Raw genomic sequence first — 6,863 nt, 5'->3', positions numbered from 1 at the left:
CCCCCGCCCCCGAGCGCCGGAATGCCCTACACCCGGGGCGGGCTGGTGACCACGACCACCGGCCGGTTGTTCGCCACCATCGGCGGCGGTGACTACGCCTGCTCCGCGAGCGTCGTGTCCAGCCCCAGTCGTGACCTCGTGGTCACCGCGGGGCACTGCGTGCACGGCGGTACCGGGGAACAGTTCGCGCGGAACGTCATCTTCATCCCCGGGTTCGACAACGGCGCGATGCCCTACGGCATCTGGACCGCCCGCCGGCTCACCGTGACGTCCGGTTGGGCCCATCGGGGCGACTTCGACGTCGACACCGGCTTCGCCCTGTTCAACCCGTCCCCGTCCCGCGGCCGTCATCTCGAGGACACGGTCGGGTCCCAAGGCATCGCCTTCGATCTTCCGGGGACGTATCCGCAGTACACCTTCGGCTACCCGCGGCTGCCCCCCTACGACGGCAGCCAGCTCGTCTACTGCGCCGGCCCCGGCTTCGGCGACCCCTACGGCAGCCCGTCGATCGGCGTCGCCTGCCGCATGACGGCCGGCGCCAGCGGCGGGCCACTGCTCACCGGCCTCGGCCGGCTCGGTTCCGGGCACGGCTGGGTCAACGGGGTGATCAGCTACGCCTATGCCGGAGTCAACGACAAACTATACGGAACTCACTTCGGCGACGTGGTGAAGTCACTCTACTATCAGTCCTACCGGCTCTAGCGGATCGCCGTCCCCCGGGATATCGCCGTCCCCGGGATATCGCCGTCCCCCGGGATATCGCCGGCTGACGACGATCGATACCTTCTGTGCATGCCGCATTCGGGCAGCTTCGGGCTCCTCCTGACCGTGCACGTCGTCGTCGGGGTCTTCGTCATCGGTCCACTGACACTGATCACCGTGGTCACCCCGCGCCTGCTGCGGTTGGGGGCCGGCGCCCTGCCGATCCTGCGCCTGTGCGTGCGGATGATCCGGGCCCTCGCGCTCGCCTCACTGCTCATCGTCGTGACGGGCCTCGGGCTGGTGAATCAGGGATCATTCGGCAGCGTGCGGTCGCTGGGCGACCCCTGGCTGTCGGGTGCCCTCGTGCTGTGGGTGGTGGCCACCGGGATCTCGCTGGGCATAATCGCGCCCGGGCTCGCCCACGCCGTCAAGGAGATCGACGCGGGCGGTGACACGCATCGGCGTACCCTTCCAATCATGGGGGGTGTCGCCGTGAGCACCGCCTGCTGGGTACTGATCATTGCTTCCATGGTCATCAAACCCGGGACCTGACTCGGCCGGGCCACCGCGACGATCCGGGCGGGTCGGCGCTCAGCTCGCCTGCGCGAGCGTCCCGCGACGATCGACTCCCCCGCGATGCGCGGCCTCCCCGCGATGCACGACATCGTCAAGCTTGTCCAGGATGCGGCCCCAGACCTGGCGGGGGAGCTCATGCCCCATCCCGTCGATCTCCAGCAGCTCCGCGAGCGGGATCGCCGCAGCCGTCAACCGACCACCGAGGACCGGGACGAGCGGGTCCGCGTCACCGTGGACGACGAGGGTGGGGACCGGGAGCCGCGCGAGCCCGGGGGTGCGGTCGGGCGCCGCGAGCACGGCGGCGATCTGGCGCATGGCCCCGACCGGGTTCGGGCGACGGCCCCATTGGATCTCGGCCCGCCGCCGCAGCCACGCCACGTCCGGCTCGAACAGCGGCGAGCCCAGGACCTCCTGTGCCTCGTGCCCGGCGAGGATGAACTCCTCCAGGTCGGCCGGCACCGGCCGCAGGAACAGCGCGATCGCCTCGGCGGTCGGCTGCACCCGGTGGTCACCCGGATGGGACATCATCGAGGTGAGGCTGCGCACCCGCTCGGGGTTCCCGAGGGCCGCGATCTGGGCGATCATGCCACCCATCGAGCTGCCCATCAGGTGCGCCGACTCGATTCCGAGGGCGGTCAGCAGGCCGATTGTGTCCGCGGCCAGGTCCTCGAGCCGGTAGGGGGCGAGGTCGAAGCGACCGCTCAGGATCGCTGCCAGGTCGGGCCGACCGAGCTGGTCGAGATGAGTGGACAGTCCCACGTCCCGGTTGTCGAAGATGATAGTTCGATAACCGCGACGGCCGAGCGCGGCCAGCAGGTCCGGGTGCCAGCCTACGAGCTGCTGCCCGAGGCCGCCGATCAGGAGCAGCGGCAACCCGTCCTCGTCGCCGTGGATCTCGTAGGCGAGGTCGATGCCGTTGACCGAGACGATGCCCATGGTCGGAAGGTAGCCATCCCATGGCGCCGGCGCACGAGTTCCGCCGGCAATCGGCCGGAGGTCACCCGAAAGGGCCAGGCGGATGCCGGCAGCGCGGCCGTCGAGCGGCGAACACCCCACCCGTCAACTACTTTAGGTAGTCTCTCGACCTCCTATAGCGATTATCCTGCTGGGCAACCTCACCGGACGGACACACGTGATCTTTCCGACGATCGAGTTTGCGGCGTTCCTTGTCGTGGTGCTGGCGATCTCCTGGCTGCTGATGCCCCGGCCGAGGCTGTGGAAGCCGTTCATCCTCGGGGCGTCGTATTTCTTCTACGGCTTCGCGGACGCGCGCTTCGTGCTGCTGATCGTGGCCTCCACCTTGATCAACCAGGGCGCCGCCGTCGCGATCCACCGCTGGCGCGACCGCCGCATCCTCATCGCCGCGATCGTCTGCGACCTCGGCCTGCTCGGCTGGTTCAAGTACTACAGCTTCTTCGCCCTGTCGGTGGACCGCGCGCTGGCCGAGATCGGTCTCCCCACAGCGCTGCCCCTGCTCCAGGTGGCGCTGCCGATCGGGATCTCGTTCTTCACCTTCCAGGCCCTGTCCTACGTCATCGACGTCCATCGCGGCACCAGCGCACCCGCGTCGCTGCTGGACTTCGCCGTGTACGAGGCGTTCTTCCCGCACCTGGTCGCCGGTCCCATCGTGCGTGCGCGCGAGTTCATCCCCCAGCTCGCCACGCCACGGGACCCGAACCAGGTCCAAGCCACCCGGGCCGTGTTCCTGATCGTGGGCGGCCTGGTCAAGAAGGTGGTGCTCGCCGACCTGATCGCCTCGCGCCTCGTCGACCCCGTCTTCGACGCGCCCGGCCAGCACTCGTCGCTGGAGATCGCCACGGCCGTCTACGGCTACGCCGTGCAGATCTACTGTGACTTCTCGGCGTACTCCGACATCGCGATCGGGATCGCCCTCCTGCTCGGCTTCCGCTTCCCGGACAACTTCGACCGTCCCTACGCGGCCGCCACCCTGCAGGACTTCTGGCGCCGCTGGCACATGACCCTGTCCCGATGGCTCCGGGACTACGTCTACCTACCGCTCGGAGGGAACCGGAAGGGGCGTCGGCGCACCTACCTCAACATCATGATTACCATGACTCTGGGTGGTCTCTGGCACGGCGCCGCCTGGACGTTCGTCCTGTGGGGAGCGCTGCACGGCGGTGGCCTGGTGACCGAACGCCGGATACGTGCCCGACGGGCGGACCGGATCCGGGCGACGGAATGGGCACGAGTCACGGGACAGGCCGAATCGGCGGGGCTCTCCGCGATGCCGCTACCCCGGCCGGGATCGGAGAGCCCCGCACCGGTCCTTTCCCCTGGCGGATCCGGCGCCGTTGCTGGTCCCGGTCTCGCTGCCGGCTCCAGCACCGCCGACAGCCCCGCGGGGACGCCGACCACCGCGAGCCGCCGGACGATCACCGCCACACAGGCCTCACTTCCCGAAGCGGTCCCCAACCCGATCCGCGCCTGGGCCGGCCGGCTGGCCGTCTTCCACTTCGTGTGTGCCACCTGGGTCCTGTTCCGAGCGCCCGACCTGGCAACGGCGCGCGAGCTCGTCGTCCGGCTGTTCACCGCGGGCGGACCGGCGCCGCTGGTCACTCCGACGGTCCTCGCCGCCATCGGGGTGGGACTGGCCACCGCCGCCGTCCCGCGCGCCTGGTGGATCCACACGCAGGTCGCCTTCGCCCAACTGCGCCTTGGCGCCCAGATCGCGCTGCTCACCCTGAGCATCATGATCATTTATGCGATCGTCGGCCCGCAGGACGTCGCGCCGTTCATCTACTTCCACTTTTGAGTCACGCTCGCCTGCTCTCCCCGTCCCGATCCCGGTGCCGGAGCCGGAGCCGGAGCGTTGCCCCGGCCGGGGCCGCCCAGGCCGGACGATACGAGCGGCGGAGAGCGGAGCCTTGACTTAAGGTAATCGAACAACAACGCCTGATCACATTCCGGGACATCTGTGACCTGCGCCGACGAAGCCGAGGGACGATGACTGAGCGTGAAGATCCGGCGCCACCGGGGTCACCGGAGCCACCGGGGCCACCGGCGACCGCACCCGCGACGACCACCGGCGTCGTCCGGGCCCGGCAGGCCTTCCTGCTGGTAGCCGTCACCCTGGGTCTGCTGGCGGTGCTCCGCGCCTCAGCGATGGTGCACGCGGGCGAGGGCATGCGCCCAGGACTCACCCGCACGCTCGTGCTGAGCATGGCCCGGCCGATCGAACGGATCACCCGGACCGTCCACCTCGACGAACCGGACCGGTGGTTGTCGCGCGCATTCGGTCACGACGCCAAGCCCGGCGGCACCTTCTCCGAGCTGGCATCGGCGGCCAGCCGGGCTGAAGCCGAGCCCGATCACCCTGGCGCCTCCGGGCCGGGCGCCGCCGGTTCCCACCGCTCCCCACTGCCACCGCGCCACCCGACCGCGGCCGATCCGCTGCGCGTCCTGGTCACCGGGGACTCGCTGACAGAATCACTCGGTCCGACCATCATGAACAGTGCGCCCGCCACGATCCGGGCACAGACCGAGACGCGGTTCGGCACGGGCCTGGTGCGGCCCGACTTCTTCGACTGGGCCACCCATGCCCGGGCGCAGATCACGCAGCGCAACCCGGAGCTGGTGATCGTCGCCATGGGCGGGAACGACGGCCAGGGCATCACGCTTCCGGACGGAACCGTCCTGCCGGCCGGATCGGACGCGTGGGCCGCCGAGTACCGACGGCGTGCCATCGTCGTGATGCGGATCTGGAGCGGCGACGGGGCCCGCCGAGTGCTGTGGCTCAGCCTCCCGCCGGCCCGGCCGGACCAGCTGAACGGCTACTTCCGCCGACTGAACGAGGCGACCCTCGACGCCACGACCAGGGTGGTCGGAGCCCGATATCTCGACCTCACCCCGTGGTTGTCGAAGAACGGCGCGTACAGCGACTACCTCACCGGCACGGACGGTAACACCATCCTGGCCCGGGCCCGTGACGGCGTGCACCTGAGTCTCGACGGCGCGCGGATCGCCGCGGGACACGTTCTGGAGACCGTGCGCAGCACGTGGAACCTGCGGTGAACGACGATCGGACCGACCGGCGGGGGCCGGACCGAGCGAACGCTCAACGGGGGCGGAACCCGAAGCCCGCGCCGTCCAGATCCCGGCGGGCAGCCAGCACCGCGACCCGGGCTGCGGCCAGGACGTCGCGACCGGACGGCGCCGCCGCACCGGACACCGAGATCGCGGCGACCAGATCGTCGGCGAGGACCGCGAGCTGGTCGGTCAGGGCGTGCGGCGCCAGCCGCGGTGGACGAGCGCCGGCCGGCACTCCCGTGCCGGCCCGCTCGCCGAGCGACGCCAGTTCGTCGAGCAGCCGAACGGCCCGCTCCGCCCTGGTGCCACCGGATTCCACCGGAACATCCCATGATGACCCGGACCAGCACCGAAGACGGTGAATCAGCAGGCCGACCTCACGGGTGAGATCACGGACCTCGTCGGACATCCGGGCAGGATACCTGACGATGACGGGAACGGGTCTTGCTCTCTACTGTGGTATAGGGCACCCTCCAGACATGGTCCGTTGACGTCGGGTTTCATCTCAGGAGGCGCGCATGTCGCTGAACCGCTCCGCCCAGACCCACCAGATCCTCATCGAACGGATACCGAAGGCAACCGGCCACGACGTGAACCACTGGCTCGATCGGCTCGACGACGGACCCGGCCTGCTCCGCTTCACGGAGCGCGTCAACTGGCTGCGGGCCGAGCACGACCTGCCGCACTGCTATGCGGCGGCCCTGGTCCATGAGGCCGATCTGCGGCGGCGGGCGATCCGCGCGTAGGCACCTCGGCAGCGTCGGCACCTCGGCAGCGTCGAGCGCGCAGGCTCGGCCGCCCGGTGAGGTATCGAGGTAAGGCGCGGGTACCCGGCGCGGGACGCGGACGCGGTCCGCACCGTTGACGCGCCGGGTCGACCACCGGGCACATCACAATGACTACATGGACCTCGACGCAGCCACGGAGTTCGTACGCGATCATCACCGGGCGGTACTCAGCACCACCCGCCGGGACGGCACGCCCCAGATGTCACCGGTCACCGTCGGGGTGGATACCGACGGGCATCTGCAGATCAGCAGCCGGCTCACCGCCTACAAGGTCCGCCACATCGAGCGGGATCCGACCGTACGGATCTGTGTGTTCCCCGATGAGTTCTTCGGGCCCTGGGTGCAGATCAACGGAACCGCCGAAGTCATCCGGCTACCGGCGGCGATGGACCTCCTGATCGCCTATTACCGAGACATCGCGGGTGAGCATCCCGACTGGGACAACTACCGGGCGGCGATGATCCGCGATCAGCGATGCATCATCCAGATCACTCCGCGGTCGGCGGGGCCGGACGTCTCCGGCTGAGGACCAGGCTTGAGGACACCCCCACGCGCGCGCCCTGACCCTGCCCGCCCTGACCTGATCGTCGGCGGGGCCTCGGCCCCACGACGGACCCGCGCGCTACTGCCGCAGCTTGGAGAGCAGGCGCAGCATCTCCAGGTAGACCCAGACGAAGCCGATCAGCAGGCCGAATCCCGCCCGCCACGCCTCGGAACGCGGCGCATGGGACTCGATCGCCCGCTCGATGT

9 protein-coding genes are annotated in these 6,863 nt (G+C 69.8%); 6 read left to right on the top strand and 3 right to left on the bottom strand.

What is annotated here, in order from left to right; all coding sequences use genetic code 11:
- Together AC08OP_RS17810 and AC08OP_RS17805 are read left to right on the top strand one after the other, a co-directional pair.
- Nucleotides 1-702, top strand: a 702-nt coding sequence (locus AC08OP_RS17810) for a trypsin-like serine peptidase (protein ID WP_476615226.1), incomplete at its 5' end; no start/stop codon positions are given.
- Between the two features lie 90 nt (nt 703-792).
- Nucleotides 793-1,254, top strand: a complete 462-nt coding sequence (locus AC08OP_RS17805) for a hypothetical protein (RefSeq protein ID WP_476615225.1) — start codon at nt 793-795, stop codon at nt 1,252-1,254.
- Nucleotides 1,255-1,293: 39 nt separating this feature from the next.
- On the opposite strand, the gene AC08OP_RS17800 is transcribed toward AC08OP_RS17805, so the two are convergent.
- Complete coding sequence (locus AC08OP_RS17800; protein ID WP_476615224.1) at nt 1,294-2,214, bottom strand: alpha/beta fold hydrolase; 921 nt, start codon at nt 2,212-2,214, stop codon at nt 1,294-1,296.
- A gap of 196 nt (nt 2,215-2,410) precedes the next feature.
- On the opposite strand from AC08OP_RS17800, the gene AC08OP_RS17795 reads away from it, so the two are divergent.
- Together AC08OP_RS17795 and AC08OP_RS17790 are read left to right on the top strand one after the other, a co-directional pair.
- Nucleotides 2,411-4,051 carry an MBOAT family O-acyltransferase gene (locus AC08OP_RS17795; RefSeq protein ID WP_476615223.1) on the top strand — a complete coding sequence of 547 codons (1,641 nt, stop codon included), beginning with the start codon at nt 2,411-2,413 and terminating at the stop codon, nt 4,049-4,051.
- A gap of 191 nt (nt 4,052-4,242) precedes the next feature.
- Nucleotides 4,243-5,310, top strand: coding sequence for a DUF459 domain-containing protein (locus AC08OP_RS17790; protein ID WP_476615222.1), 1,068 nt, complete (start codon nt 4,243-4,245; stop codon nt 5,308-5,310).
- A gap of 43 nt (nt 5,311-5,353) precedes the next feature.
- Here AC08OP_RS17790 and AC08OP_RS17785 read toward each other — a convergent pair whose 3' ends face one another.
- Nucleotides 5,354-5,734 (bottom strand): hypothetical protein, encoded by a 381-nt coding sequence (locus AC08OP_RS17785; RefSeq protein ID WP_476615221.1) that lies wholly within the window; start codon nt 5,732-5,734, stop codon nt 5,354-5,356.
- 109 nt (nt 5,735-5,843) lie between these two features.
- Here AC08OP_RS17785 and AC08OP_RS17780 point away from each other — a divergent pair, with 109 nt between their 5' ends.
- Nucleotides 5,844-6,071, top strand: a complete 228-nt coding sequence (locus AC08OP_RS17780; protein WP_476615220.1) for a DUF4287 domain-containing protein — start codon at nt 5,844-5,846, stop codon at nt 6,069-6,071.
- Nucleotides 6,072-6,228: 157 nt separating this feature from the next.
- Nucleotides 6,229-6,639 (top strand): PPOX class F420-dependent oxidoreductase, encoded by a 411-nt coding sequence (locus AC08OP_RS17775; protein WP_462185950.1) that lies wholly within the window; start codon nt 6,229-6,231, stop codon nt 6,637-6,639.
- 96 nt (nt 6,640-6,735) lie between these two features.
- Here AC08OP_RS17775 and AC08OP_RS17770 read toward each other — a convergent pair.
- Nucleotides 6,736-6,863 (bottom strand): Bax inhibitor-1/YccA family membrane protein (locus AC08OP_RS17770; protein ID WP_476615227.1); only part of this gene is annotated, 128 nt, incomplete at its 5' end.

It is taken from the genome of Frankia sp. CeRuru1, from assembly GCF_977966315.1.
The sequence above is the reverse complement of the archived record's forward strand: the minus strand, read 5'-3'. Positions and strand labels throughout refer to the sequence as shown.

Excerpts from the sequence above, each read along its gene's own strand:
- AC08OP_RS17805 (WP_476615225.1), top strand. The coding sequence starts at position 793 with ATGCCGCATTCGGGCAGCTTCGGGCTCCTCCTGACCGTGCACGTCGTC.
- AC08OP_RS17800 (WP_476615224.1), bottom strand. The coding sequence starts at position 2,214 with ATGGGCATCGTCTCGGTCAACGGCATCGACCTCGCCTACGAGATCCAC.
- AC08OP_RS17790 (WP_476615222.1), top strand. The coding sequence starts at position 4,243 with ATGACTGAGCGTGAAGATCCGGCGCCACCGGGGTCACCGGAGCCACCG.
- AC08OP_RS17785 (WP_476615221.1), bottom strand. The coding sequence starts at position 5,734 with ATGTCCGACGAGGTCCGTGATCTCACCCGTGAGGTCGGCCTGCTGATT.
- AC08OP_RS17780 (WP_476615220.1), top strand. The coding sequence starts at position 5,844 with ATGTCGCTGAACCGCTCCGCCCAGACCCACCAGATCCTCATCGAACGG.
- AC08OP_RS17775 (WP_462185950.1), top strand. The coding sequence starts at position 6,229 with ATGGACCTCGACGCAGCCACGGAGTTCGTACGCGATCATCACCGGGCG.